Raw genomic sequence first — 26788 nt, 5'->3', positions numbered from 1 at the left:
TCCCATGCATCGATTACAACGCCGCGACTTTCTCTACGGTATGAGCGCCAGTCTGGGTACAGTAGCTCTCAATGCGCTCCTGCAGGCAGATGATAATTCTTCACCGAAGCCAGCGAATCTCAAACGGGAGAAGCCACTGGAACCGCGTGATCCGCACATCAAGCCCCGCGCCAAAGCCTGTATTTTTCTGTTCATGGAAGGAGGTCCCAGTCATCTGGATACCTTCGACCCGAAACCCGCCTTGGAAAAACTGCATCTCAAAGAGTTCATCCGTGAAGACAAACAGGCTTCCGCAATGGCCAGTGGCAAGCGGTATTACATCAAGAGTCCGTTTAAACACAAGCAAGCCGGTGAATCGGGAATTTCACTCTGCGAACATTTTTCGCATCTCTCTGAAGTGGCTGACGATCTTTGCGTCTATCATGGACTGCAGGCAGAATCCATTAATCATCCCACCGCCTGCTATCATATGAATACCGGTAACCGATTCGGCGGGGACCCGGCCATTGGCTCCTGGATGACCTACGGACTGGGGACGGAAAACCAGAACCTGCCCGCGTTCATCGTTCTTCCCGAAGTCGCTTATCCGCAGGGTGGCTCTGCCAACTGGTCGAATGGTTTTCTCCCCGCCTACTTTCAGGGAACGGCTTTGCGTTCTCAAGGCTCTCCCATTCTCGATCTGAATCCCCCCGCACATGTCACTCGCGAGACGCAACGCAAAAACCTGGACCTGCTATCGCAGCTCAATCAGGCAGACATGCAGCGTCACCCGCACGAAGAAGTCCTGGCGGCCCGGATGGAATCATATGAACTGGCGTTTCGCATGCAGTCACAGGTGCCTGACATAATCAACCTCGACCAGGAAACCAGGCAGACGCAGCAAATGTACGGTCTGGGACAACCGGAAACCGACAGCTTCGGTCGCCGTTGCCTGCTGGCTCGAAAGCTGGTCGAAGAAGGTGTCCGCTTCGTGCAGATTTATGCCGCGGGCTGGGACTCGCATGACTTTCTGGAACGTTCGCATAAAGCCCGCATGCAGGCGGTCGACAAACCAATTGCAGCTCTACTCAAAGACTTGAAATCCCGAGGACTACTCGAAGACACGCTGGTCGTCTGGACGGGAGAATTCGGGCGTTCTCCCGACAATGGCATTCGTAGCGGTAGACAGGCCGCCGGCCGCGATCACAATGCGAAAGGCATGGGGCTGTGGATGGCGGGTGGCGGCGTCAAAGCGGGGCACCGTATCGGAGCCACTGACGAAATCGGCGATCACGCAGTCGAAGTCGTCAACCCGATCAAAAACCTGCATATCACCCTGGAACACATCATGGGGCTCGATGATAACCAGCTCACTTATTTCCACGAAGGTCGCTTTAAAGTCCTCAGCCAGACAGGAGGGGCTGTGATTAAAGAACTACTTGGTTGAACTGCCACTACGAATTTCATCCTGCCTCTCATTGCTGAGTGACTTTCTCATCCGTTGATGCGGAATTGAAACCGACTGAAATTCTTCTCCTTCCAGCGCGTAACCCAGTTTTTGATAAAAACCGACCGAAGTCGTGCGTGCATCAAGCTCAAACAAGTGAAACCCCCGCTGTTTGAGACGGTCCTCCATATTTAATAATAGCTTTTTACCCAGCCCCTGCTTTTGAAAATCAGCCGCTACCGCCATCTGTCGAATTTTTGCTTTCTCAGCAGAAACAGGAATTGCCAGTACACAGGCAATTACACGATCTCCCTCCAGAATTCCAAAATGAAAATAGTCAGCTTCGACCGTCAGATCTTCTTCAAACAAATTCAGTCCCAATGGCTGACGTAAGATCTCGTTACGTAACCGACAAGCCTGGGCGTAGTTATCTGATTGAAAAGGTATTTCCATGAATTGCATCGATCAGTCACCGGCTTTCTATACAAAATCACCCATATACAACGTAAAACTCTTCATCTTTTACAATGAAACACAAAGAAACTTCAGTTGAAACATTATTAGCACAAAAGACTTACAGTTTTCTTATTTTTTTGAGGCTAATTTTAACCCCTTCACGCTGTATTCAATATGGGTTGAGATTGTAAAGACTTCTCTCGTCGCGACTCAGTGAGAGGTACTGGAAATGGCGGTAGCAACCGACCGGACAACTGAATTTATCATGTTATTCTCACGGCATAGTCAGAGAATCTACCGATTCATCAGATCGCTTGTAGATAATCGGACGGATGCTGAGGAGATTTACCAGAATACGTGCACCGTACTCTGGTCAAAATTTGATACCTTCGAGCCTGGATCTAATTTCTGGGCCTGGAGCTGTCAGATCGTGCGCTATGAAGTTCTCAATTATCGACGACGACAGAACCTCGAACGCAATATATTCAGTAATGAGTTTTATAGCCGAGTTGCCGATAGTGCAATGGTTTGCGTTGACGAACTGGACCAGCAACAGGCCGCCCTCTCAGTCTGCTTTGAACTGTTATCTCAACGGCAGAAGGAAGTCCTCGAAAAAATCTATGAACCGGATGCCAGTCCCAATTCCGTCGCTCAGGATCTGAAACGATCTCCTAATGCCATCTACAAAACCCTGAAACGGGCACACGATCTCCTTTTCAGTTGTATTCAGAGACGCCTTGATTCAGGAGACCTTTTCTAATGCTCACTCCCGAGGAACAGGAAGAATTGATGGAACTCTGCTGGGAGTACCAGTACGGAAACCTCTCATCCAGAGAGGCCGGTCGACTTGAGAAGCTGGTTTTGCAATCCGATTCCGCCCGAGATTTCTTTACCCAGTATTCCGGAATGTGCGCGAATCTGGAATGGGAAGGGATTGTCGATCCCGGCCCCTTAGGGCGCTCCCTGAATTATGAACCGCTGCCTTCGGGTGAACTCAAAACCATTCCCGAGCACCTGGGAACAACACCCGCTGTACCAGATCGTCGAAAGGCCATTTCTGGTATCCTTACATTTTCGATCTGTATACTGGCAGTCGCGTATTTTTTAACATCTTCACTCTTGCAGAAAGAAAATCCCCGATATCTGGCCCGGATCATCAATACAAAAAATGCGACCTGGTCTGAAGAAAAACAAAACTGGTTCCCAGATGACTTATTGCATGCCGGGGACCAGATTCACATCAGTTCGGGAATGATTGAACTCGAGACCATCACAGGTGCCAAAGTGATCCTGAAAGGGACTTCACACCTGAAGCTCATTCAACCAGATCAGTTCCTGCTCGACCAGGGCAACCTGTTTGCCCATGTCCCCCCCCACTCACAGGGACTTACAGTCGATACACCCACATCGCGTGTTGTGGATCTGGGAACATCCTTTGGACTAATCGTCTCTCCGACTCACGAAACGGAGGTGCATGTTTTAAAAGGGCTGGTTCGATTCGATCTGCTAAATGCAGACCGCGAAACAACAATCACCAGAGATCTGCAGGAAAACACGGCAGTCCGAGTGCAACCTGATTCCAGGGAAATGACACGTATCAAATCGACGCCGGAACTGTTCGTCCAAAACCTCACACCAGATCAGCCTCAGTTAATTGCTCACTGGAAACTGACTGAGCGGAAAGCATCGCAAATTGCCCATGATTCCGGAGAGCATCTTCTGCATCTGAATATTCTAAAAAGCCAGGGGCAGTCCCCCTTCACCGGATGCCAGGCACCGCAAAACATCAAATCGGCAGCCGGCCCGTTTGAAACGCAATACCATAAACTGTTTCGCACGCTCTCTGAACAGGAGGCTTCCCTATTCGATATGCAGCGATTCACGATCGAACTCTGGGCACGCAATCCGAATATCAGACAGCAAGGCGATTCCGACACACTGTTTCATTATCGAAATACCACCCTGCATTCTACCTCTCAATTCAATCTGTTTACGGATGACCATTCTGGCGTTCTGGGGTTTGGATTCCTGAATTCAGACAACCAATATGTTTCGTTCCATACAAAAAAACACATCCCCTGGGAACAGAACCGCTGGTACCACATCGTTTTCACATACGACTCCAATACTGCAGCTCCACATGACAGTATCGTTACTCTCACAAGAACACCAGAATTCAGTTCCAGACCCGATCTGCAACAGACACTTACAAAGATCCCCGACATCACCCCCCTGTCGCCGGGTGGAATTCTGGCCATTGGTGGATCTACTCTCACAGATATTTCGCGACACTGGGGAGGCGATATTTCCGACGTCCGCTTCATTAATGGTATACCCACGCGATATCTCACACACCAGAGTTCAACAGCAAAATAGCAATTTATTGATCTTGTGAACGGTTCTCAAGAGCCATTTTTATATCTTTATTAAACCAGGATTCTTATTATGAGTTTTAAGTCCAGACGAGGTTTTACCCTGATTGAACTATTAGTCGTAATCGCCATTATTGCGATCTTGATCGCGCTCTTACTTCCCGCCGTCCAGCAGGCACGCGAAGCCGCAAGACGCAGTACCTGTAAAAACAATCTGAAACAAATCGGGTTGGCACTCCACAATTATCACTCCACGCATGGCACATTTCCTGCCAGCCGCATCGGACCTTACGAAAGCACCTGTACGACTTGTGGACTCGACTCCCGGTTCAGTACATATATCCCACTACTCCCCTACATTGATCAGGCACCATTATTTGAACAGATTACCGGCAACCTGGGTTCCACTTCTTATGTCTGGAATACGGGATTTCCCGCCTACAAAACAAAGCTGCCTATTATCAACTGCCCCTCTGATATCAACACGAATGATATAACCGATCTGGGACAGCATAACTACCTGTTCTCCATCGGCGATCAATACACTAACTTCCAATCCATCTCCCCGGGAAACCTGCGGGGCGTCTTTGGATTTCAGTCCAGTGTCCGCATGCGGGACATCATCGACGGGACAAGTAATACTGCAATGGTTTCGGAATGCATTCGCCCTCCGGGGTCAGGGGCACTGACTCCCGCCAATGGTGCAGGAACCAACTCTACCAGCAATTCCAATAATCCGTCCGCGTGCCTTGCCAGCTTCGTCAACGGCGCATTTACAACAGGATTGCTCGATCGAAACCGTTCCCTGGGAACACGCTGGACTGATGGACGATCCGGCTATATTAATTTCAATACTGTTCTGCCTCCCAATGCACCCGTCTGTAATGGACAGACAACTCAAGGTATTCAGCCCCCATCCAGTCGCCATGAGGGGGGAGTCCACCTCCTGATGGGAGATGGTGCCGTCCGCTTCATCAGTGAGAATATCGATACGGGAAATATCAGTGCCACACAGGTCGCATCCGGCAAAAGCCCCTACGGCATCTGGGGGGCACTGGGATCAAAAAATGGTGGAGAAACACTGGGTGAGTTCTAAGCCCCGTCGCAGCGAATGGCTGGACTTCAGTTCTACGAGAATTGATATGCCAGCCCCAGGAAGACACCTCTCATTCATATCTGTGAGCGGAACTCAACACTTCAGAGTCCCGCTCACTGTAACTTTTGATACATAAAGGAAGTTGTTCGTATGCGTCGCTCACTGATTCCACTGTTGATAGTTATGATCTGTACGGCCTGTTCTGGAACTTCAGAAGATAAATGGACTAAACAGCGGCCTCCCACCTATCCCGTATCGGGCACAGTCACTTTCAAGGGAACACCGCTGGAAGGGGCCACTGTCGTTTTTCAATCAAACGGTGCACAAACACAGGCAGCTGTTGGCCGCACTGACAAAGAGGGGCACTTCCAGTTGCGCACCTTCGAAGAAGGCGATGGCGCCATTGCCGGTGAACACCGCGTGGCGATCACCTGCGTCCAGACAGAAGGCCCCGCAGACGGAGCCAATCTGGATGAAGTGGATGTCGTCATCAAGGAAACGTCTCTGATCCCCACGATATATGGGAATGCGCAAAAGTCCGGTCTCACTGCCACGGTCAACCCGGATCAGGAAAATGAAGCGACTTTCGAACTGGACGACAAGAAATAATTGACGAGAGTTCGAATCAAGCTCATTATGTGCCCTTGGGTGCAGAACGAGCTTGATCTTTTTTACTATCAGAAACGAGCCTGGCCCCCTGCAAATGATGCACGATACGCCAGAGATGAAAGCCGATGCGCGTCAGCCAGCGAAATGAGTCCAGTTGCTGCAGCAGATCATCAAATCGAGCATGAGTTGTGGTCGCTGATTGCGTGAACTCACGACGCGTCTCTTTCTGCTGACCATCCCACTTTTCCCAGAAGCCTTGTAACGTTTTTTCATCGTCTTCTGAAAAACCGTTCTTGATCGTCGTTTCCAGATGTTGGATCTGGCTGGCAAGCTGATCGACAAACTCACTCAATGTGCTGTGATTCTTTGTTGCCTCCAGTTGCTCCATCTCATCACAGCGGCGAAGAAGACGTTGCAGATGATCCAGCGCCAGCACCACTTCCTGTGAGGAATGAATCGTCTTCTCATCAGAAGTAGTTACATTGATCCGCTGCAGATACCGGGACACTGTTTCCAATGTATCATGATACCGGGCAATCTCATCATCCAAATCCTCTCTAATAACAGCAGAAGTAAACAAACCATGCATCGTGTGTAGAATACTTTGATACACGTCAACTAATGTGGAACGCGCGGCTTCGATGGCAACATTCGGGTTGGAGATAAAAGATTCATCCAGCCGCTCTGTCTGATCATTGACTGCTTCCGGAATCAGATATCTGATTGATCGTGCAAACAGATCTGTTACGGGAACTAAAATCAGGATTCCCAGTAGATTGAACAGTGAGTGAAATGCAACCAATGCAATTTCCGGTGACAGTTCACCTCCCGATTGCATGTACTGAGTACATCCCCATGTATAGAAAGGTAAGATGAAGTATGCCACGAATGCAGTAATCAGATTATAGAACACATGCGCAAACCCGGTACGTTTCGCTGCAACCGACCCTCCCAGAGTTGCTACTGCCGCAGTAAACGTTGTTCCCAGGTCAAATCCAATCACCATCGCCGCTGCCTGTGATAGAGAGATCGTGCCCGTATGCACTGCCGTTAATGCCATCGCCACACCTGCACTGGAAGACTGGGTCAGTAAAGTAATTCCCGCCCCAATCAGTATAAGTAGCAATCGTCCCAGCCAGTCATCCTGGGGGAAGGACTGTGGAGTCACACTGCCTGCCAGCCCGGACATTCCCGCCTGCATATTATCGATTCCGACAAAAATCAATCCAAACCCGGCCAGAGCGAACCCGGCAGCTGCGACGCGTTTCCGGCCAAATAGATGCAGCAAGGTTCCGCTCAATATCAGGGGAAACGCAATTTGCCCCAGCTTAAGTTGAAAGCCGAAAATCGCAACAATCCAACCGGTAACAGTCGTCCCCAGATTCGCTCCAAAGACAATTCCCATAGACTGAGTCAACGTCAACAAGCCAGCGCCTGCAAATCCGACAGCGGTGACGGTGGTTGCACTGGAAGACTGGAGAACCGCGGTGACGATGGCGCCTGTGGCGATCCCCGAAGTCAGACTCCGGGTAAACCGCGCGATCATACGTCGAATCGTATTACCGGTCAGGTCTTTCAAGCCACTGGTCAGAATCACCATTCCCAGCAGAAACAGTCCCAGACCACCAATTGAAATAATTATCCCTGAACCCATGTCTTTTCCGGCAGTGTTGTAGCAGTATCAGTTATGTCTCTGCAGCCTCTTCTGCAGCCATCAGGAATTATTCTATCAAAATTGAGTCCCATTTCGATACAGTCACAACAGCTGGAAAGTTACCAGGCGGTCCAGCCTCCATCGATCAGCAGATTTTGGCCCGTGATATAACTACTGGCATCACTGGCGAGAAATACAATTGCCCCCTTTAATTCAGAGGGTTTTCCCATGCGTCCCATCGGGCTATGCGTATTCAATCGTTCTGCCAGTCCCTCCGGTGCCGCCTCGGAAGGAAATGGACCGGGACTCAGACAGTTCACACGCACACCATCTTTGGCCCAGTAGACCGCCAGATGCCGCGTCTGATGAATTACCCCCCCCTTCATCGTGTGATAAGCGACCGGGCTGGCATTACAAATGCCCTCGTATGCATCCGGATAGGAGCCGACCACACCATACATTGAACCAATCATGATCACATTGCCCTGGGCCTTTCTCGACACAACATGATTTCGTAACTTACGCGCCAGGAGAAAAAAGCCGGTCGCATTCTGCAGATGACGCGTAAAAGCTTCAGCAGTGACGGTCCGCCAGTCTTCACCCACCGGATCATTTCCATTATTCACCAGCACGTCAATCTGACCGGCTGCCTGGCAGGCGGAATCAAAGCCCCGTTCGAGAGATGCCTCGTCCATATGATCCAGTTCGACTCCCAGATGTCCCACCTGCTGCGGATCGGGCAGTTCACTGGCGGCCTGTTGTGCCCGTTCTGCACTACGGCTACTGATAACCAGTCGTGCGCCCGCTTCGGCCAGTCCGCGAGCCATCGCACTTCCCAGGTAACCACTGGCACCGGAAATCAGCACCGTTTTGCCGCTCAGGTCAAATAACTGTTGAATCGTCGGTTCGGTTGTGGAATTCATAGGTCTCTCAAATAATCAGATCAGGTTATTGAAGAAAGAAAATGAGCCGGTTCCATCCAGGTTCGATTTTTCACCGAATCCAGAATCGACAGATTCACCGCCAGCGTCTGCAGCCCCGCTGAGAGTGGGCATAAAGGTGGACTTGTATCGTCCAGATAGTCCAGAAACGCGCTCGCCTGTCGTTGAAATAGTGTGTCTCGCTCCAGTGTTTCCTGAAAACCAATCTGCCATTCTGTATCGGGTTCAGCGATCCAGCGATACCAGCTTTTCTGAAATTCAAACCGCAACATACCCCGTTCGCAGATGACTGTAATCATCGATTCGTTCGCGGGCTGATGCTGGTTCAGACTGAAACTGCCCAGCACATTCCCCTGACGGGTGATGACGTGCACCGTGTCCTCGACATCAACGCCTTCCAGCACCTGATGTGAAAAGTCCGCCACCAGCGAATCGACGGGGCCCACCAGGTATTCACCCGCGTTCATGGAATGTGTTAATGCATCCTGAACCGCACCGCCTCCCGTCGCATGGGATTTATAATAGATGTCTCGATAAGCCGGTCGATAAGTTGGAAAATGCTGTCCTGAAACGACAACTAATTGAACCGGCTTGCCAAATTTCCCCGAGTCCAGCGCCGCTTTCATTGCTGCCAGAGCCGGATGCGCGCGATACACATACGCGACGGCTGCCTTGCGACCTGTTTCCTGAAGTAGTGCCTGGAGTTCACCAATCCCCTCAACACTGGTACTCAATGGCTTTTCGATAAACAGATCCAGTCCCGCCCGGACCGCCTGAATCGAATTGGCAATATGCACATGTGCGGGCGTGGCGATCACGGCGCAATCATGAGGCTCCGACAGCGCTGATTCCAGATCCGCATACTGCCGTTCAACTCCATATTGTTCCGCAATCTTGGATCGCAAGCCGTCATTCAACTCGCAGATCGAACTATCCACGCGACCTGTAGACTGGAAACAACGTAAGTGCCGCTCACCAATCGAACCAACGCCCACAACCAGTAATCGTTTTCGTTCCGTCATCGCTGCCTGCTCTCTTATCAACGGGTGGCTTCCAAATCAATTTCAATTTGATTCCGGTTTGCCGAGAATTCAATACTCATCATAAAGTGACACTCTGATTCAGCAATAAGAGGCCAGCAAAAAACTCCGGAAAAGTCTGAGTTCAGTTTACCAGCTCTTCCGGAGTTATCTTATGCATTGAGGATCGCTTTCAATTCTGAAACTGCAATGAATACAAGTCAGCATCTTTCATCACAAATTTCAGACGTACCGGCTTCCCACTCAGCGATTTCAAATCGCTCCCCTGCTTCCAGGCAACAACGCGATCTACTTCGTTACCGATTTGTTCGCGGCAGTCAGCCAGGGTAAATCCAGGAATCGGCTGGCCCTGCTCATCCTGAATTTCAACTTTAATGCCCCCTGCAGCAGATGTGGAAAAGTTAATCGACAGCTCTGAACCATCGAATACCAGCGGTTTCGTAACCATCTCCCCCCCTGCATAGTCGGCGCGAACCGAAGCAAATCCATCCAGGCGTAACGAATACCGCCGCAGATGTGATGTCGGCTGGGCATAATCCTGATTCACATACACCGACATTTCCGCAGGACCTGTTTGAACTACATTCAACGCAGGATAATTAGTCCGTGAGACCCAGTTCTGGGCACCGATGCCGCCGGAAATATAACCACTCAGAAAGGTTCTCTGATAAGTACCATCGCCGCGTGTACTCATCAGAATTGCATCAGAGGTATCCTTGAAATAACGGGGATGCACGCCGATTTCTTTTGCCTGCTCATCAGTCAGCACCTGGCGTCCCGGCATGAAACGGGCTGCGATCGCCAGATAAATATGAGGAGCACGAAAGTAAGGATGCGTCTGGTTCGTATAAAGATGCTCAATTGGTGCCTCGCCATCGAGAGTGGTATACTCCATCAGAACCGGCGCAGACCAGTGAATGAAATCATCACTCTCGCTACGGGCAATCCGTCGAATTTTATCTTTGAATACGCGAAAATAACTGAGGTATTTTTTCTCGACTGGAGACCAGAAAGCGACGTTTTGAGAATCAAACATATACTTATAAGGAACCATCTTTGTAGAGATCACGGTTCCAGCAGAATGCTGCTTCCAATGGATTCCATCAGGTGAAATAAACGCCACCAGGCCACTCTTCATCGTTCCCCCCAACGCCTTATACTTTTCGGCTGCTGGGACATCAGGGCGGGTATCCAGAAAGGGAGAAAAATTATGGGTCATCGGTGCGGCATCGGCCAGGATGATATTGTTCTTCTTGTGCCCCTGTTTTTCAAACAGTGAAAACTCTGGTTTAGTCCAGTTCACACCATCTTCGGATTCTGCATAACAGTAAACCTCTCCATCATCACCATCTGCACCGGCATTCGGCCGCCCGCGATAGTAAGCCCGATAAACGTCCCCATCCTTGATGATCGTACTGTACCCGCAAAACAAACCTTCCCAGGCCTTATCAAACTTCAGGACAGGGCCTTCATCGACGGGATGATGCAGTCGCAGTTCTGCTCCCTTTAGACTCCCAATCAGATAATCATCGACAAATAGTTCGCGGCGATCCCCAATCTCGAGTGGCTTTTCTGCCTGTTTCTCTTCGCCTGCCCTGATCAGGGAAAGATCAAGAAAACTCACGACAACAAATAGCGATACCATTAATTGCTTCATTTGAATCCCCTTACTGCCAGTTAAGACATGTTGTACTAACTCATTGTTGATTACACATAACTTCGGGCTCATGTTTCACATTTACAACCATTTTCACAGTTGACAACACACAAACAACTTGTATCTTATTTAAATACAAGTAACCACAGAAGCAGCAAAATTCAACCCTGAATTGAACAAAAAACCGAAACCATGGCAGCACGTGCTCTTGAAACAACCCAGAATACGACACCCCCTGGTTCACCCCCGGCTGGAAAACAGCGTCCCAAGTACATGCAGCTTGTCGATCAGATCCTCCTGCAAATCACAGGCGGTGAGATCCGCCCGGGTGAAGCCCTGCCTTCCGAACATCAGCTTTGTGAAACGTATCAACTGGCCCGGACTACCGTCCGCAACGCCATGCAATTACTGGAAGAACAGGGCTGGGTGAATCGGATTCATGGCAAAGGCTCGTTTGTCAGTACCAATCCTCCACTCCCCGTTTCCAAATCATTGGATATTTTCGCGTTCGTGTTGCCTGAGACACGTACCGGCTATTACCCTTCCCTGCAACGCAGCTTCGAACAGGCTGCCGCATTAACACAGCATCAGGTACTCGTCTGTTGCACCGAAAACAAAGTTGATGCTCAGGGTAATACCATCCTGCAACTGATCGACAAGCATGTCGCAGGAGTCGCACTGGTCCCCGCTACGGTTCCCGCCACTCCCGCTTATCAGGTCCGTCAACTACAGCAGCATGGCATTCCTGTTGTCTTCTGCCATCGCGAAGTCGAAGGCGTTCAAGCTCCCTTGCTCTCCATCCCCTTCCGCGAAGTGGGCAGACGGGCCGGACAGACCCTGTTGGAACAGGGGCATCGTTCACTTGCCCTGTTTTCACCACATCGCGCGAGTGCTTCCATTGAATACGAAGCAGGTCTGCGGGAAGCACTCGCTTCACAAGAGCCTCCCTGTCCGGAGCCTTTTATTTTTCATGGCCCGAGTTCTCAAATTCATCCCATTGATTACGAACAGGATCTACTGCAGACACTCGAAACCATGTTCCAGCGTGAACAACCTCCTACCGCCATTTTTGCGACCTTCGATTCCCTGGCCGAACTGATCTATCTGTTACTGGGGAAACTGGGAAAGCGTGTCCCCGAGGATATCTCACTATTGGGATTTGGCGGTACGATTCGCAATGGCGCGATCCAGAGCAGACTCTCTTCCATCACGGTCGATGAAATCGCCATTGGTCAGAAAGCAGCAGAACTGCTCACACAAATGAAACAGGGAACAGTGCCCCTGGATTCCGCAGAAGTTTTCCCCATACCCATCAACACCAGCCTCGGGCAGACACTCGGACCACCCCCTGCTCCAACAGTTTGATCAATCACAGCTGAATTTTTTACTGTGCGACAGGAAGAATACTATGACTTTGAGAAATCGACCATTAAAACATGCAACACAGACATTCCTGTGGCTCCTCATCGCTACTCTTCTGATGTCGCCTGTATCACAGGCTGACGAACAATCAGAACTGAAACAAAAACTGTCCAGTCTGCCTCAACCCTGGCGGGAAAATCTGCATCGACTGACGCTAAAAGAATATACAGAGACCTTAAAATTCTGGGAAGAAACCTATCCGAACCAGGTTCAAGTGGATCGCATTGGCGTGACACTCGAAGGCATCCCCCTTCCAATGCTGAAAATCACCGACCAGAAAACTGACGATAAGTTGAAACAGGTCTGCCTGGTGACCGCCCTGCATGGCGGCCCCGAACGCAGTGGCACTACAGCCGTCATGCACTTTATCGAATGGGTCCTCAGTGATGACCCGGAAGCCATCAAAACACGTCAGAATCAACTGCTGCTGATCATTCCCATCATCAACCCTTATGCGTATTTCGAAACGGATCGCTTTGGCAATTCCCAGAAAATTGATCCTTACACAGGTGGGGGCACCGCCAACTGGGACCTCAAAACATTCGAATTTAAACTACCAGAAAAAGCCCCCGAAGTGATGGCGGTCCTGTCCGTGATCGACCAGTTTCGTCCCGATGTCCACGTCGACGTGCATGGAACAGGTTTGCAGGAATACGCGCCCGATCAGCTGGGATCCCGTGAACGCTATCGCGGCCAGACCATGTTTGAAGTGACAGGTTCCGCCTATTCGAACATGTCGCTCCGCCCCTGGGACTGGCGGATTACGGAAACAATCAACGCCGCAGGAATCAAAGCAGGATTTGGCTATGATCGATTCGAAGCCGATGCCCAGCGTCTCTTCTGGGGCTCCTCACTGACTGCCATGTCAAACAGACTCTGGCTCGGTCGTCCCAATTTTTACACAGCACATTACAGTTATGCCCGCTACCACACCATGGTGATGGCCTTAGAGGTCGGCTGGGAACAAAGCGGCCTGGCACGCCTGCAGGCCCTGATGAACATCGGCAATGACAGATGGAAAGGCGAATATTTCACGGGTTATCCTGTGAACCGGGTACAGGGTTATATTGGCCACTTCGTCACTGCCTGGGGAACAACTCCGCAGACACGGCGCCAGAGTCGCAGCGAACTCTGGAAACGGCAACCTTATTTCTCTCAGGCGATCCTCTATCCGCAAACTGCAGGCAGAGAAACCTATCTGATTGCCACATCCAACAAAGCGGCCGCCCTGCTTTCAGCTGACATCCCTGATTTTCTGGACAATATAAATAACATTCCCACCGTTGATCAGGAATCGTTGAAGACCATTATTGAAGCCGGGCCGGAAATCAAATTCGCCGTCAGCAAAGGTCACACCGCCACTGAAACAGAACAACCAATCGAGCATGGCATCTCGTTTCAAATGCGCATCCCCTATCGTGATCCGGATCTGGTAGACATCAGACTTAACGGTCACCTGCTCAACAAGAGTGCTACCGATGGCTACCTCGCCTGGTACAGTGACGGGTTCACTCACGTGCAGGTTAATGTTCCGCCGGAAAAATCAAAATCCAATGACTTGTATCTCATCACCTGTCTCTACAATCCCAAACAGACCAGAACGTATGGCTGGAAGCCACCTCAGACAGTCATGGAACGAATCAAAGACACTGAAAAATAAATCGTATCAACACAAAGGAACCTGCCATGAAATCCGCCTCGCCACTTATTGCAGCCTGCCTGTTGCTGCTGTCTTCAACACAGCTCCATGCAGACGAACCCGTCCAACTGAAACTGGAAAGCGTCCAGAAAATCTGGGATCAGGACCCGCATAACGCTTTCACCGGACTGACGCGTTTTAAAGATCAATGGTTTTGTGTCTTCCGAACCGGTAAAGCACATGTCTCCCCCGATGGATCTTTGCAGGTACTCTCTTCCAAAGACGGCAAAACCTGGAAACCGGTTGCCCGTATCTCTTCAGAAACGTCTGATCTGCGCGACGCTAAAATCAGCGTGACGCCGGAAGGTCAACTCATGCTGAGTGGCGCCGCGGCTCTTCCTCAGCCTAATCCCGTCAAACATCAGTCGATGAACTGGTTTTCGGACGATGGCACGCACTGGTCGAAAGGTCATAAAATCGGCGACCCCAATGTCTGGCTCTGGGGCATGAAGTGGCATAACGGCGATGTTTACAGCATCGGCTACCACACAGGCAAAGACGGCCCCCGCTTCACACGTCTCTACAGAAGTAGTGATGGCAAAAACTACGAAACGGTAGTCGACAAACTGTTTGATACCGGCTACACGAATGAAAGCTCGCTGGTTTTCACTAAAGATGACACCTGCTACAGCCTGCTGCGACGCGATGCCAAAGGCGCGAATACAGGACTGCTGGGTGTCTCCCAACCACCTTACACCGACTGGGAATGGAAAGATCTCGGTGTTCGCATCGGCGGCCCCGATCTGTTCCAGCTGCCCGATGGTCGTTTTCTGGCTACCGTGCGGCTCTACTCCCCCAAAGCCCACACTTCAATCTGTCAAATCGATGTCAAAAAAGGAACACTGACAGAACTCCTGGAACTCCCCAGTGGCGGTGACACCAGCTACGCCAACATGGTTCTCCATAATGGACTGTTGAACGTAAGTTACTACTCCAGCCACGAAGGAAAAACTTCAATCTACTTCGCCAAACTCAGCTACGAATAAGATTTAACGATTGTGTGGCCTGCACGCGTGACAGGGGACTGCGAATCTGATTTCACAGTCCCCTGTTTTTACATCAAATCACGAAACGAGAGTTATTAATAGCGGCGTCAACAGAGTTACCAGAACCAGGGCAACAGGATAAACAGTAGCATAACTGGTAGCGGGAATGCTGGAATCCACAACTGATGTCACTGCCCCTAATCCCGGTGTAGATGTCATGGCACCACACAGTCCTCCCGCGATTTCCAGCAGGTCCAGTTTCAACCAGTAACGGGCAGCCACAAACCCGGTCAGCAATGGCACGACAACCAGTATCATCGCCACCAGACACAGCGTCCAGCCATTCTGGAGCACAACCGATACAAACTGGCCTCCCGCCTGACTGCCTGCCTGTGCCAGAAAAACCGTCAGTCCCAGCTCTGCCAGCAGCAATCTACCCGCGCGTGGCATGCGGACTGCCAGAGATCCAAATTGTCCAAAATGGCCCATGATTAACCCCACCAGTAAAGGGCCTCCCGCCATCCCCAGAGAAAACGATAAACTCCCAAATGAAACACTCAACCGCCCCAGAATCATCCCCAGGATTAAGCCACCTGCCAGGATAACTAAATCAGTTTCCTCTGCGGTACGTGCCCGGTGACCCGCATAGCCACTAAAGGCTTCCAGGTTCTCTGGCTCACCGATGGCACGCAAAATGTCACCAAAATGAATTGTCTCATTGGCCCCAGGTACAAATTCAATATCCTGCCGTGTGATTCGCGCTATCGTTATCCCGAACCGTGAAAGCAGATGCAGATCTTTTAACGTGCGACCCACCATGTCTTTTGAAGATACAACAATATACCGCCGCTGACGTTCCACATCGAGTACATATTGTGTCTCTGAACTCTTGACACCCAGAGTTTCGATTACCGATTCGATTTGCCCGGTTCTGCCAACGATTAGTAATTGCTGACCGACTTCCAAGTGGAAATCTGCTGGAATCGGTCGCAGTTGGCCATCCCTGATCATTCGCGATACCTGACAATTCATGCGGGCCAGTATTGTGACATCCCTTAAACGCTTTCCACTCAGATTGGGATTTGTCACCTCAACCAGCTCTCGTATGATCTCTCCTCGACCAGTAGCTCTTGCAGCAGCCGTCATTTCAGGGAACCAGCGTGGCAGCAGTTGAATAAACAGAATCACCCCGATCACACCAAAGGGATAGGCAATCCCAAATCCGACTGCGACCTCTGAACCTGCCGACAGTTTTTCTGTGGCAGCCGCCAAGGCAGGCGTGCTTGTTAACGCGCCAGCGAACAGGCCACTGGTCAGATCTGAACTCAACTGAAATACCCTGGCCAGTCCCCAGGCGACCGCTCCGGTGACTCCCATCATCACAACGGTTAACAGCATCAGAGATTTGCCGCGACTGACAAACATCTGCAGAAAACTGGGCCCCGCCCCGATTCCCAGGCAGTAGATAAACAGTACGACTCCTACCATGCCGACTTCAGACGAAACATGAAATCCAAAGTGCCCCGCCAGCAAAGCGACAAAGACCACACCAGAGGATCCAAGCGAAACACCCTTGATGGAGATCCTTCCGAGAATCTGGCCCAGGCCAATCACAGCAAACAATATGATGATATCTTCGATGGTACTCAACCTTGTAACTAGCAACCCAGAGCGCGAGTCCGGGATCTCCGTAACATAATCAAGTCACTGCCTGAGTGCTACCAGAGGTCGATCCAACTTGGCATGTTCTTCCCAATTAAATGAATACAGAACCGACGCGAAGCAACACTGGATGCATAGACAACTTGCCAGTATCCTTCCAACCCGATAAAACTACAAATTCATCACTCAGTATCGATTTCCGACTTTTACAGCAGGTTTATCATGTTCCACACCCTCCCCTGTCTCCTGGTACTCACTCTCGGTTTCACAACCGGCACCAGCCAGATACTCGATGAATTCAATTATGCATCATCAACCGAGGTCAGAAAAAACTGGCAGGAACTGAAGGGAACGCTGCCCCTCGCCATGCAGAAGTCGAATGATCAGAATGTCCTGCTGCTCTCTGCCCCGTTCGCTTCGAATCGTGATATTCCTCGGGCCGGCATGGACAAGCAGGTCAAACTTGATCTGACCACACCGGGCGTATTCACAGTCGATGTAAAACCGGAAAGCCCTGACAGCAATCACCAAGTCAACCTCTACTTCAAAAGCGGTCCTGGCTGGTACTCAGCCGCCAGAAGTGTCAAAGGGAATAACTGGCAGACACTCCGCTTTCTCAAAAGCGATTTTCGTCCCGAAGACAAACCAGCGGGCTGGAACAAGATTGATACGATTCGTCTGGTTATCTGGCGGGAAACGGATTCCGAACCGAACACACACTTTCAGATACGTGACCTGAAAGCGATTGCCAATGACATCGTGATCATTGTCCCTGATCTAAGTCTGCAGCAGAAAGACACCAATACCGTTGCCGCCGCTGATCGTATCGAAGGCTTCCTGCAAACGTCCGGTATCAACTGTGACCGCATCAGCGAGTCTGAGCTGACCGCGGCTTCTCTGGGAAAACGGTCCATCGCCATCCTGCCTTTCAACCCCGAGCTCTCTGCAAAGGCCTGCAGCACACTCAATCAGTTTATGGTACAGGGAGGTAAAGTCTTTCTGAATTTTCATATTCCCCCTGCACTCGAAAAGAATCTGGGCATTAAAAAAGGGAGTTACTTTAAGCCGACAACTCCGGGGGGGCTGTCTTCGATCCGTCTGAAAGATTCCAAAATCCTGGGACTACCTGCCGAAGTCAAGCAGGCCTCCTGGAACCTGGTCACCGCCACTCCCTCAGGGCACGGGGCACGTGTGGTGGGCCAATGGTATGATGAAAACGGTAAATCGACTGGTAAACCGGCGCTCATCATCAGTGATCGCGGTGCCTACTTCAGCCATCTGATCCTGGGTGATGACCCCATTCATAAACAGGCCCTGCTGACCGCTATTATGGGGCACTTCCAGCCCCGACTCTGGGATGCTATCGCTACTGCGAACATCGCCCAGGCTGACCAGGTAGGCCCTTTTCAAACCTTTGCCGCTCTGAGACAACACATCATTTCGACTGTCACTCCCGCTAAAAGCAGTGAACTGGCCGCCCGCGACCTGGATCGGACCACTACCACTCTCGACCAGGCTCGACGTCTGCTCAAGCAAAACCAGGCATTTCAATCGATTCCCTTTGCGCGAACCTGCCGTGAGAAACGAGTCAAGATTTATCTGCTCACCCGCGCCAGTCCTCCCCGGGAAGCCCGTGCCGTCTGGGATCATTCTCCCACAGGTCCTTACCCCGGCGACTGGAACCGTACATGTAAAGAGCTGTCCAATGCCGGTTTTAACATGGTCATTCCCAACATGCTCTGGGGTGGTCTGGCTCATTATCCCAGTGATGTGTTACCGCGCAGTACCACCTACGAAAAGTATGGCGATCAGATTGAACAATGCCTGAAAGCCGCGCATCAACACGGCCTGGAAGTCCATATCTGGAAAGTCAATCACAACCTTTCGACGGCCCCTGCAGCGTTTGTCAAAAAGATGAGAGACGCGGGACGAACACAGGTCAGTGTGACCGGTGAACCTTCTGACTGGCTCAACCCGGCTCATCCGGAAAACTTTAAACTGGAAGTCGACAGCATGCTGGAAGTCGTCCGTAAATATCCTGTGGATGGCATCCACTTTGACTATATTCGATATCCCAATGATCGCCACGACTACAGCGACTTTAGCCGACAGAAGTTTGAAGCCGACACAGGCATCAAAGTGCAGAACTGGCCCGCTGACTGCTATAACGGCAAACTGAAAAGCCAATATCGCGACTGGCGCGCTGCCCAGATCACTCGTCTCGTTGAGACCGTCCAGCGCGAAGCCCGTAAAATCCGACCAGCCATCAAAATCTCAGCCGCCGTCTTCCGCGAATACCCTGACTGTCGGGAATGGGTCGCACAGGACTGGCCGCTCTGGGCAAAAAATGGTTATCTCGACTTCATTTGTCCCATGGATTATACCGAGAATGACACACAGTTTCGGATCTGGATTGAAGATCAGCAAAAACACCTTGCCGGCAACATCCCCGTTTATCCAGGCATCGGTGCCCTCTCTAGTGGATCGGCACTCAGCAGTGATCGTGTGCTGGGACAGGTTGATATGACACGCAAACTGAATGCCGGTGGCTTCACCGTCTTCAGCCTGAATCCACAAACAATCTCCAGCATCATCCCCGACTTCAAAAAAAGTGCAGGCAAAGTCAAAGCAGTACCCCCACATCGATTGAAAAAGTAATTCTGATTCCCCTGGGGGTAGTACCAAATACAATTCGATACGAGCGCAGCGTGCAGAAAAATGATAGTGCAGTCCACAAGCCCTGCTCCAGCATACCTGATCAGGTAGAGGTTCAAACTATTCCTCTGAATCAATAAAAACAGGCAGGTCAGAAACGGCTTCCAACCTGCCTGTGCTCATTCACTAAAAAGAATCAATCTTCGGCACGGCTTCCATCGCCGCACATCTTCACCACTTTCGGATTAAAACGTGCTACGATCTCGACCAGGTCCTGCTGCTCCGCCATGACTTCATTGATGTTTTTGTAAACACCGGGCACTTCATCAGCGCCCGCCGAAATCACGGTGATGCCTCGTTTTGCCAGATCATTCTTCACTGCATTCCAGCGATATTTATCTTTGGCTTTATTACGCGACATACAACGACCTGCCCCATGCGAAGCCGAATTCAAGCTGGCGGCGTTTCCTTTTCCACGTACCACAAATGCCGGATCAGCCATGGAACCGGGAATCACACCCAGTTCACCTGCTGCCGCTGGAGTTGCCCCCTTGCGATGCACGTAAACTTCTTTTCCGCCATGCTTTTCCTTCCACGCAAAGTTATGGTGGTTTTCCACGCCGGAAATCACTTTACTTCCCAGAATCTCAGACACATTCTGATGAATTACGGCATGATTGGCTGCCGCATAATCACCCATCAGATTCATCGCTGCCCAGTATTCCTGGCCTGCTTCGGAATCCATCTCCAGCCATGCCAGTCGGCCCAGGTGATGATGTCGTTTCCGCAGACGCGCCTGCGCGATCCCGGAATAAGTACTGCATACCGACGCACCGGTTCCCCGGCTTCCGCTATGGCTCAACAGCGCCACATACTCGCCTGCATCCAGCCCCAGTTCGACATCATCTTCTGCAATCGTCAGCACACCAAATTCCACAAAATGATTTCCCGAACCGGAAGACCCTAACTGCTTCCACGCTTTGTCTTTGTTCTGGCGCGTGATTTTAGACACAGACCAGTCCTCATCCATCACGGCATGTCGCTGACGTTTTTCATGCGCCTGCCCAACTCCAAACACGGTTCCCCGATTCAGCGCGTCCACAAACTGGTGATGTTTCTGATTCAGCTTGCTCACCGAAATATCCAGCACAGACAATTTCATACGACAGGCGATGTCCACACCGACGGCGTAAGGAATCACAGCATCCTCCAGCGCCAGTACGCCACCGATAGGCAGTCCATACCCGATATGCGCATCAGGCATCAAAGCGGCACCCCATGCCGACGGTACATGACAGGCCAGATCCATCTGCGAGAACGCACCTTCATCGATGCCCTCTTTACCCCAGATCTGGTAAGTAATCGGTTCAACTGCTTCTTCGCTGTTATCATCTACGAGTTCCAACGCCAGTTGTCGAAATGCAGAATCTTCCAGATACTCTTCAGGGTGTTCTACCACCTTCTGCACAAGTTCTTTCAGTTCCTTACCGCGCACTTTGCCATTCGCTTTTTCCTCGGCGACTTTCATCTGAATTGCCGTTTTCGCTGTTTTCAGACAATATTCAGGCACTCCGATTTTCAGCAACTGTCGAGAATTCATTTCTCTGTTCCTCTCCCCTCAAAACAGGACACGACGCTCTGCCCCTCTCTGGTTTTAATGCGTCATCATTTAAAATAAAACCAGTCTTCAGATTAACACGTTTCGTTCTCAGTGGACACACGCAAACCGGGCAGGTTCTCTGAAGTTGAAAATACATGATGAAAAAAGATCAGCAAGTTCCTCTCCCCTGTCATCTGTTCCTCACAACGTGAATGGCTTCTGTAATCATTAAGAAAAGTTCCAGCCAACAATACACCTCAGAGAAGCGTATCACTGACACAGGCATTTTAGATGTTCCTGAAAAGCCGTATGAACCTGAAATCTGCTGGCTTTTGCCTGTAATTAACACTGCCATTAAATTCAAACCAGACCGAACTAATGTATCCACAGGGAGATACGACAAAATCCCTCAATCATCGTCTTGCAAAGGGTTTTCGCTGTGATTAGAATAAATGAATGAACCTGAATTCAGAAACGACAGCTTTGTTCCCCTGTTTCTGAAACAAGTGCCATCCCGCCTGCTGAACCGCGTGGCTCAGCTACCACCGTTGCAAACTGATATGGATTGTCGGTCGGACAGGTATCACCAGAGATTCATTGACAAGTTGATTTCGGACATTCCCTTTTCAGGCAACCGATCTTAACTTGAAAATTTTCATCCTGAAGGTGAACGTCATGCTTCTTCTGTGTTTGAGCAAGCGCCTCATCCCTGCTCTGCTTCTGACTGTTTTCTGCTGCACACTACCTGCCGCCCGCGCACAGAATTCAGATAAAGTCTCCCCCATAAAAATTCGCTCAATCCTGTCTGAAAACTGTTTTCAGTGTCATGGACCAGATGTTAAAAAACGGGCAGCCGATCTGAGGTTTGACACGCAGGAAGGCGCGTTCGCCGATCTGGGCGGACATAAAGCCATTGCCCCCGGCAATGTTAAAGAGAGTGAACTGATCACCCGCATCACCACCGCCGACGAAGACCTCCAGATGCCTCCCGCAGAGAGCGGTAAAAAACTGACGGAGGAAGAAGTCAACCTGCTCACACGCTGGATTGAACAGGGAGCAGAATGGCAGGATCACTGGTCGTTCGTAACTCCCGTTAAACCAGCGCCCCCCGCAGTCAAACAGACAGACCATGTAAAAACTCCCATCGATCAATTTATCCTGGCCCGCCTCGAACAAGAAGGATTGAAAGCATCACCTGAAGCAGATCGTCGCGACCTGATCAGACGAGTCACACTAGATCTGACCGGACTGCCCCCCACCCCCGCTGAAGTGGAAGCTTTCGTTAATGACAAATCAGCCCAAGCCTACGAAAAAGTAGTCGATCGCCTGCTGAAATCTCCGCACTACGGCGAGCACATGTCCCGCTACTGGCTGGATATTGCCCGCTATGGAGATACGCATGGCTTACACCTGGATAATTATCGGGAAATGTGGCCTTACCGCGACTGGGTCATCAATGCCTTCAACACGAATATGCATTATGATCAGTTTGTGATTGAACAGTTGGCGGGTGATCTGCTGCCTAATTCCACTCTTGATCAACAGATCGCGACCGGCTTTAATCGCTGCCACGTCACCACGAACGAAGGAGGCTCGATCGCTGAAGAGGTTTACGTGCGGAATGTGATTGATCGCGTTGAAACTACAGGCCAGGCCTTCATGGGATTGACTCTCGGTTGTGCCGTCTGCCACGATCATAAATTTGACCCCTTTACGAAAACCGAATTCTATCAGATGTTCGCCTTCTTCAATAATTTAGATGGCCCTGCCATGGACGGGAACATCAAAGATTCTCCACCATCAGTGCGGGTACCCAACGCAGCCCAATCCAAACAACTTGCAGCATTGAAATCCCAGATTACTGCCATCGAACAACAGGGAGAGAGCCGAACGAAAGTCAATGAACCAGCGTTCCAATCCTGGCTGCAGTGGAAACAGCAGATCCTCAAAACTGGCAGCAACCCGGAGCTCTCGATCCCACAACCGGGGGGATTACTGGCTTCCTTTCCGCTCAATGAAAAAACAGAAGCCACTGCCGCTGATCTGAAGAATGAAAAGAACAAAGCCACCGTCAAAGGGGCTCCCAAATGGGTCGCCGGGAAATTCGATAACGGATTCCAGTTTGCACCGGGCAGCTATCTGGACCTGGGAAAAACCGGACAGTTTGCCAAAGGCACTCCCTTCAGCTTTGCCATCTGGGTTAAAACAAATGGTAAAACATCAGGCCCGATCGTATCCAGTCTCAATCCAAATTCGCGCGAACGCGGTTACGATCTACAGATAACCAACCAGAACCTCGGCGTCAGACTGATTGATCGCTGGCCCGGATATGCCGTCGAGGTGAAGACCGCTAATAATGAAATTACTGCCAACCAGTGGCATCACGTTTGTGTAACATACGATGGTTCCGCAAAAGCGCATGGCGTCGCCATCTATGTCGATGGTAAGCAGTCAGAGTTGACGATTTCCTCCGATTCGTTCAAGCACACCACAGCTTTGAATTCTGCGACTCTGATGCTCGGCCACTCTGCAACAAATGCTCACCTCACAAACGGTTTCGTCGATGAATTTCGCATCTATGATCATGAACTCACAGAAACCGAGGTCAATCAGGTGTACTTCGACAACCAGGTCGATCCCATCCTGAAACTAGCCGCTGATAAACGCACACCGCAACAGACCGAATTACTCAGGCAGTATTATCTGAATCAGTTCGACTCCGAATATCGCAAACTCCTGGCAAAAAAAGTTCAGGTCAAATCGCAGGAAGAGCAACTGATTCAATCCCTGCCTACCACACTCGTTTTCCGCGAACGAAATAATATCAAAGATGCCTTTGATCTCAAACGCGGTCAGTACGATCAAAAGGGGGATAAAGTCGCCAGAAAAACGCCTTCGCAGTTCCCCGCTATGGCAGCCGAATGGCCTGTGAATCGCCTGGGTCTTGCCAAATGGCTCGTCGCTCCCAGTCACCCGCTGACATCACGGGTCGCCGTCAACCGCTTCTGGCAACAGCTGTTTGGAACCGGTATTGTCGAAACCAGCGAAGATTTCGGCAACCAGGGCGCGCCGCCCAGTCATCCCGAACTGCTGGACTGGCTGGCGGTCGACTTCCAGGATCACCACTGGGATGTCAAACGCTTCATGAAGCAGATGGTCATGTCAGCCACTTATCGACAAAGTTCGAATGTGACTCCCGCGTTGTATAAAAAAGATCCAAAGAACCGCCTGCTTGCGCGCGGCCCCCGCTTTCGGCTTGATGCAGAAACGCTCCGCGATCAGGCATTGGCTGTCAGTGGATTACTGGTACCCAAAGTGGGTGGCCCCAGTGTCAAACCACCTCAACCTGATGGGCTCTGGTTTGCTGTCGGCTACTCCGGATCGAATACGGTACGCTTCAAGCAGGATACCGGCCCGGAAAAAGTCTTCCGTCGCGGAATGTATACTTTCTGGAAACGTACGTCACCTCCTCCTGAAATGTCGACCTTCGATGCCCCCAGCCGTGAGGCCTGCACGATGCGTCGAGAACGCACTAACACTCCTCTGCAGGCCCTCCTGTTATTGAATGATCCTCAATACATGGAAGCTGCCCGCGCACTGGGAGAGCGAATGCTCAAAGAAGGAGGCACCTCACCGGAAGAACGGATCAAATTTGCCTATCTACTGGCCACCGGAAAACCAATCTCAGCAGAAGATCTGACGCTGATGCAGAATACTTTCCAGGATATGCAATCGTATTACCAGGGTGATCCGAAAGCCGCTACAGAACTGATTGCCGTTGGAGAATCCAAACCGGATCCGAAACTGAATCCCCAGGAACTGGCAGCCTGGACCATGATCGCCAACCTCATCCTGAACCTGGATGAAGTGCTCACGAAAAACTGAATTTGAACTGAGTCTCAGAGAAAAATACAATCCGGTTGAGTATAAAACAGAATAAAAGGTAAAGTCATGAATCCCATTCAGGAACGACTCTCACAAATCACGCGCCGCCACTTTTTCAAAACGGGTGGATTAGGCCTGGGTACCGCCGCCCTGGCCTCGCTGGAATCAGGGCGGCTGCCACTACAGGCCGCCAGTCCGGAAATGAAGGCGACAGGAGGACTGCCGGGGATACCACACTTCGCTCCCAAAGCCAAGCAGGCCATTTACCTGTTCATGGCGGGTTCCCCTTCTCAGATTGATACACTTGACTACAAACCCAAACTGAACGAACTTTTTGATAAAGACCTGCCGGAAGAAGTCCGCAAAGGGCAGCGACTGACGACCATGACGTCTGGACAGTCCCGCTTTCCATTGGCTCCTTCCAAATTCAAGTTTCAGAAATACGATAATGGAGGCGATGGTGCCTGGGTCAGTGAACTGCTGCCGCATACTGCTGGCATCGTGAAAGATATTTCCATCGTCCGCTCACTCTGGACAGAAGCGATCAACCACGACCCTGCCATCACCTACATCTGCACCGGCAATCAACTACCCGGTCGCGCCAGTCTGGGCTCCTGGTTGAGCTATGGACTGGGTTCCATGAATGAAAATCTGCCTTCCTTCGTCGTACTGACTTCCACCTGGTCGGGACGTCAGCAGGCACAGGCACTTTACAACCGACTCTGGGGCAGCGGCTTCCTGGCCAGTAAATATGCGGGCGTCTCATTAAGGTCGAAAGGCGATCCCGTACTGTTTCTCTCGAACCCTCCGGGGGTTCCTTCCAAACTGCGGCGACGTATGCTCGATACGCTGGCAGAGATGAATCAGAATGAATTCGACCAGATCGGCGATCCGGAAATTCAGACCCGTATCTCTCAGTACGAAATGGCATTCCGCATGCAGACTTCGGTTCCCGAACTGACCGACATTTCCAAAGAGACCAAAGCCACCCTCGACATGTACGGCCCGGAAGTCCATAAACCTGGGACGTTCGCTTACCACTGCCTGCTCGCTCGACGCATGGCCGAACGGGGCGTGCGTTTCTCACAGATCTTTCACCGAGGTTGGGACCAGCACGCAAACATCGCCGGTGACCTGCCCAAGCAGTGTAAAGACATTGATCAGCCGGCAGCCGCTCTCGTTAAAGACCTGAAACAGCGTGGCATGCTCGATGACACACTGGTCGTCTGGGGTGGTGAATTTGGTCGCACCGTTTACTGTCAGGGAAAACTGACACGCGAAAATTATGGACGCGACCATCATCCCCGTTGCTTCAGTATCTGGATGGCCGGTGGTGGAATCAAAAGAGGCATCGTGCATGGCACAACCGATGATTTCAGCTACAACATCACGGAAAACCCGGTTCATATTCATGAGTTCAATGCGACGATTCTCAAGTGCCTGGGCATTGATCACAAAAAACTCACCTATAAATTCCAGGGGCTCGACCAGAGACTGACAGGGGTAGAAGAACACAGCCCCGTCCAGGAAATCCTGGCCTGACCCAAATCGATCACTGATTAAATGAAACAGGATCGCCCATTGCTCTCGACGGGCGATCCTGTTTTTGTTTAAAAAGTCAGCAATGT

Annotated in this window: 18 protein-coding genes; 11 read left to right on the top strand and 7 right to left on the bottom strand. The window is 50.8% G+C overall.

Features of this window, described 5'->3' with window-relative positions; all coding sequences use genetic code 11:
* The first annotated feature begins 4 nt into the window (after positions 1-4).
* Positions 5-1426 carry a DUF1501 domain-containing protein gene (locus tag ACN0YH_RS20800; protein WP_417381515.1) on the top strand — a complete coding sequence of 474 codons (1422 nt, stop codon included), beginning with the start codon at positions 5-7 and terminating at the stop codon, positions 1424-1426.
* Here ACN0YH_RS20800 and ACN0YH_RS20795 read toward each other — a convergent pair.
* Positions 1415-1879 (bottom strand): GNAT family N-acetyltransferase, encoded by a 465-nt coding sequence (locus ACN0YH_RS20795; protein WP_417381514.1) that lies wholly within the window; start codon positions 1877-1879, stop codon positions 1415-1417. The two genes, ACN0YH_RS20800 and ACN0YH_RS20795, sit on opposite strands and share 12 nt — an antisense overlap.
* 232 nt (positions 1880-2111) lie before the next feature.
* On the opposite strand from ACN0YH_RS20795, the gene ACN0YH_RS20790 reads away from it, so the two are divergent.
* The 4 genes from ACN0YH_RS20790 (at position 2112) to ACN0YH_RS20775 (ending at position 5959) form a co-directional block, all read left to right on the top strand.
* The gene (locus ACN0YH_RS20790; protein WP_417381513.1) at positions 2112-2642 is read left to right on the top strand and encodes a sigma-70 family RNA polymerase sigma factor; all 531 of its coding nucleotides are present in this window, start codon (positions 2112-2114) and stop codon (positions 2640-2642) included.
* On the top strand, positions 2642-4258 hold the full coding sequence (locus ACN0YH_RS20785; RefSeq protein WP_417381512.1) for a FecR domain-containing protein: 1617 nt from the start codon (positions 2642-2644) through the stop codon (positions 4256-4258). Before ACN0YH_RS20790 ends, ACN0YH_RS20785 begins: the two co-directional genes overlap by 1 nt.
* Before the next feature lie 69 nt (positions 4259-4327).
* Complete coding sequence (locus tag ACN0YH_RS20780; protein WP_417381511.1) at positions 4328-5350, top strand: DUF1559 domain-containing protein; 1023 nt, start codon at positions 4328-4330, stop codon at positions 5348-5350.
* 150 nt (positions 5351-5500) lie between these two features.
* Positions 5501-5959, top strand: coding sequence for a carboxypeptidase regulatory-like domain-containing protein (locus ACN0YH_RS20775; RefSeq protein WP_417381510.1), 459 nt, complete (start codon positions 5501-5503; stop codon positions 5957-5959).
* A 25-nt stretch (positions 5960-5984) separates the two neighbouring features.
* Here ACN0YH_RS20775 and ACN0YH_RS20770 read toward each other — a convergent pair whose 3' ends face one another.
* The 4 genes from ACN0YH_RS20770 to ACN0YH_RS20755 form a co-directional block, all read right to left on the bottom strand.
* Positions 5985-7613 carry a Na/Pi cotransporter family protein gene (locus ACN0YH_RS20770; RefSeq protein ID WP_417381508.1) on the bottom strand — a complete coding sequence of 543 codons (1629 nt, stop codon included), beginning with the start codon at positions 7611-7613 and terminating at the stop codon, positions 5985-5987.
* Between the two features lie 119 nt (positions 7614-7732).
* The gene (locus ACN0YH_RS20765) at positions 7733-8536 is read right to left on the bottom strand and encodes an SDR family NAD(P)-dependent oxidoreductase (RefSeq protein WP_417381507.1); all 804 of its coding nucleotides are present in this window, start codon (positions 8534-8536) and stop codon (positions 7733-7735) included.
* 20 nt (positions 8537-8556) lie between these two features.
* Entirely contained in the window at positions 8557-9576 is a 1020-nt protein-coding gene (locus ACN0YH_RS20760) for a Gfo/Idh/MocA family protein (RefSeq protein WP_417381506.1), read from the bottom strand.
* A gap of 190 nt (positions 9577-9766) precedes the next feature.
* A complete protein-coding gene (locus ACN0YH_RS20755) occupies positions 9767-11251 on the bottom strand; it encodes a hypothetical protein (RefSeq protein ID WP_417381505.1) in 1485 nt (494 codons plus the stop codon).
* A gap of 192 nt (positions 11252-11443) precedes the next feature.
* Between ACN0YH_RS20755 and ACN0YH_RS20750 the strand changes: the two genes are divergently transcribed.
* Genes ACN0YH_RS20750 through ACN0YH_RS20740 form a run of 3 tightly spaced genes read left to right on the top strand, consistent with a single transcriptional unit; the run spans position 11444 to position 15358 of the window.
* A complete protein-coding gene (locus tag ACN0YH_RS20750; RefSeq protein ID WP_417381504.1) occupies positions 11444-12616 on the top strand; it encodes a GntR family transcriptional regulator in 1173 nt (390 codons plus the stop codon).
* 43 nt (positions 12617-12659) lie between these two features.
* Positions 12660-14333, top strand: coding sequence for a M14 family zinc carboxypeptidase (locus ACN0YH_RS20745; RefSeq protein WP_417381503.1), 1674 nt, complete (start codon positions 12660-12662; stop codon positions 14331-14333).
* A gap of 26 nt (positions 14334-14359) precedes the next feature.
* Positions 14360-15358: a sialidase family protein gene (locus tag ACN0YH_RS20740; protein ID WP_417381502.1), complete on the top strand. Its 999-nt coding sequence runs from the start codon at positions 14360-14362 to the stop codon at positions 15356-15358.
* Between the two features lie 78 nt (positions 15359-15436).
* On the opposite strand, the gene ACN0YH_RS20735 is transcribed toward ACN0YH_RS20740, so the two are convergent.
* Positions 15437-17008, bottom strand: coding sequence for an aspartate:alanine exchanger family transporter (locus ACN0YH_RS20735; RefSeq protein ID WP_417381501.1), 1572 nt, complete (start codon positions 17006-17008; stop codon positions 15437-15439).
* A 234-nt stretch (positions 17009-17242) separates the two neighbouring features.
* On the opposite strand from ACN0YH_RS20735, the gene ACN0YH_RS20730 reads away from it, so the two are divergent.
* Entirely contained in the window at positions 17243-19678 is a 2436-nt protein-coding gene (locus ACN0YH_RS20730) for a glycoside hydrolase family 10 protein (protein ID WP_417381500.1), read from the top strand.
* A gap of 193 nt (positions 19679-19871) precedes the next feature.
* Here ACN0YH_RS20730 and ACN0YH_RS20725 read toward each other — a convergent pair whose 3' ends face one another.
* Positions 19872-21275 carry an RtcB family protein gene (locus tag ACN0YH_RS20725; protein ID WP_417381499.1) on the bottom strand — a complete coding sequence of 468 codons (1404 nt, stop codon included), beginning with the start codon at positions 21273-21275 and terminating at the stop codon, positions 19872-19874.
* A 675-nt stretch (positions 21276-21950) separates the two neighbouring features.
* Here ACN0YH_RS20725 and ACN0YH_RS20720 point away from each other — a divergent pair.
* Positions 21951-25160 carry a DUF1553 domain-containing protein gene (locus tag ACN0YH_RS20720; RefSeq protein WP_417381498.1) on the top strand — a complete coding sequence of 1070 codons (3210 nt, stop codon included), beginning with the start codon at positions 21951-21953 and terminating at the stop codon, positions 25158-25160.
* A gap of 66 nt (positions 25161-25226) precedes the next feature.
* Positions 25227-26702 (top strand): DUF1501 domain-containing protein, encoded by a 1476-nt coding sequence (locus ACN0YH_RS20715; RefSeq protein ID WP_417381497.1) that lies wholly within the window; start codon positions 25227-25229, stop codon positions 26700-26702.
* Positions 26703-26788 lie beyond the last annotated feature (86 nt).

The organism is Gimesia sp. (assembly GCF_048262075.1).
Lineage (GTDB): Bacteria > Planctomycetota > Planctomycetia > Planctomycetales > Planctomycetaceae > Gimesia.
The sequence above is the reverse complement of the archived record's forward strand: the minus strand, read 5'-3'. Positions and strand labels throughout refer to the sequence as shown.

What these genes read in the sequence shown, in the direction of transcription:
- ACN0YH_RS20760 (WP_417381506.1), bottom strand. Translation starts at nt 9,576, where the DNA reads ATGACGGAACGAAAACGATTACTGGTTGTGGGCGTTGGTTCGATTGGT.
- ACN0YH_RS20780 (WP_417381511.1), top strand. Translation starts at nt 4,328, where the DNA reads ATGAGTTTTAAGTCCAGACGAGGTTTTACCCTGATTGAACTATTAGTC.
- ACN0YH_RS20750 (WP_417381504.1), top strand. Translation starts at nt 11,444, where the DNA reads ATGGCAGCACGTGCTCTTGAAACAACCCAGAATACGACACCCCCTGGT.
- ACN0YH_RS20720 (WP_417381498.1), top strand. Translation starts at nt 21,951, where the DNA reads ATGCTTCTTCTGTGTTTGAGCAAGCGCCTCATCCCTGCTCTGCTTCTG.
- ACN0YH_RS20730 (WP_417381500.1), top strand. Translation starts at nt 17,243, where the DNA reads ATGTTCCACACCCTCCCCTGTCTCCTGGTACTCACTCTCGGTTTCACA.
- ACN0YH_RS20795 (WP_417381514.1), bottom strand. Translation starts at nt 1,879, where the DNA reads ATGGAAATACCTTTTCAATCAGATAACTACGCCCAGGCTTGTCGGTTA.
- ACN0YH_RS20745 (WP_417381503.1), top strand. Translation starts at nt 12,660, where the DNA reads ATGACTTTGAGAAATCGACCATTAAAACATGCAACACAGACATTCCTG.
- ACN0YH_RS20790 (WP_417381513.1), top strand. Translation starts at nt 2,112, where the DNA reads ATGGCGGTAGCAACCGACCGGACAACTGAATTTATCATGTTATTCTCA.
- ACN0YH_RS20755 (WP_417381505.1), bottom strand. Translation starts at nt 11,251, where the DNA reads ATGAAGCAATTAATGGTATCGCTATTTGTTGTCGTGAGTTTTCTTGAT.
- ACN0YH_RS20775 (WP_417381510.1), top strand. Translation starts at nt 5,501, where the DNA reads ATGCGTCGCTCACTGATTCCACTGTTGATAGTTATGATCTGTACGGCC.
- ACN0YH_RS20770 (WP_417381508.1), bottom strand. Translation starts at nt 7,613, where the DNA reads ATGGGTTCAGGGATAATTATTTCAATTGGTGGTCTGGGACTGTTTCTG.
- ACN0YH_RS20765 (WP_417381507.1), bottom strand. Translation starts at nt 8,536, where the DNA reads ATGAATTCCACAACCGAACCGACGATTCAACAGTTATTTGACCTGAGC.
- ACN0YH_RS20740 (WP_417381502.1), top strand. Translation starts at nt 14,360, where the DNA reads ATGAAATCCGCCTCGCCACTTATTGCAGCCTGCCTGTTGCTGCTGTCT.
- ACN0YH_RS20800 (WP_417381515.1), top strand. Translation starts at nt 5, where the DNA reads ATGCATCGATTACAACGCCGCGACTTTCTCTACGGTATGAGCGCCAGT.
- ACN0YH_RS20715 (WP_417381497.1), top strand. Translation starts at nt 25,227, where the DNA reads ATGAATCCCATTCAGGAACGACTCTCACAAATCACGCGCCGCCACTTT.
- ACN0YH_RS20785 (WP_417381512.1), top strand. Translation starts at nt 2,642, where the DNA reads ATGCTCACTCCCGAGGAACAGGAAGAATTGATGGAACTCTGCTGGGAG.
- ACN0YH_RS20725 (WP_417381499.1), bottom strand. Translation starts at nt 21,275, where the DNA reads ATGAATTCTCGACAGTTGCTGAAAATCGGAGTGCCTGAATATTGTCTG.